Consider the following 631-nt stretch of genomic DNA (forward strand, 5'->3'; position numbering starts at 1 on the left):
GTTTGGGACTCATTTGAAGCGCTTGGAGACGGCTTGTATTGAGCGACGGTGTAACTGGAGACTAAGCCATGCTTCTTCATGATTCTACCGATCTTCCGGCGTGAGGCATGGATGGCTCGTTTCTTCAACTCCACCTTAATCTTACGTGTTCCGTAATTATTTCGACTGGCTGTGAATATCTCCATAACCGCTTGTTCTAGTTGTTGTTCTTCTTCGTTCTCAGCAGGTTCCGGCTTGTAGTAATACGTGCTTCGTGGCAGCTCCAGGACATTGCACATTGCTGATACCGAGTATTTGTGCGCGTTATTACGAATCACATTTACTTTCGTCCCATGATCAGCGCGGCTTGCTTTAAAATGTCATTTTCCATCCTAAGCTGCTGTATTTCCTTCCGCAGAGCAAGGAGTTCATTCTGCTCTGGCGTTCGGTTCGCTTTCTCCGTAAAGGCTCCGGAGTTCTGGCTCTGAGCAATCCAGCGATCCAGTGCAGAAGCACTTAAGTCATATTCACGAACCAGATTGGCCCTTGATTTTCCACTCTCGTAGAGCTGCACCATCTGCTTTTTGAATTCAGCAGTAAATGTACGTCTTTGTTTCGGCATAGTAGATCCGCTCCTTCATCTTATCTGCTC

Annotated in this window: 1 pseudogene; it reads right to left on the reverse strand. The window is 46.9% G+C overall.

From position 1 onward, the window contains the following. A pseudogene (locus JFN88_RS24720) lies at positions 1 to 601 on the reverse strand (IS3 family transposase); the annotation flags it as partial. Between the last annotated feature and the right edge of the window lie 30 nt (positions 602 to 631).

It is taken from the genome of Paenibacillus roseus, from assembly GCF_016424485.1.
GTDB lineage: Bacteria > Bacillota > Bacilli > Paenibacillales > Paenibacillaceae > Paenibacillus_D > Paenibacillus_D roseus.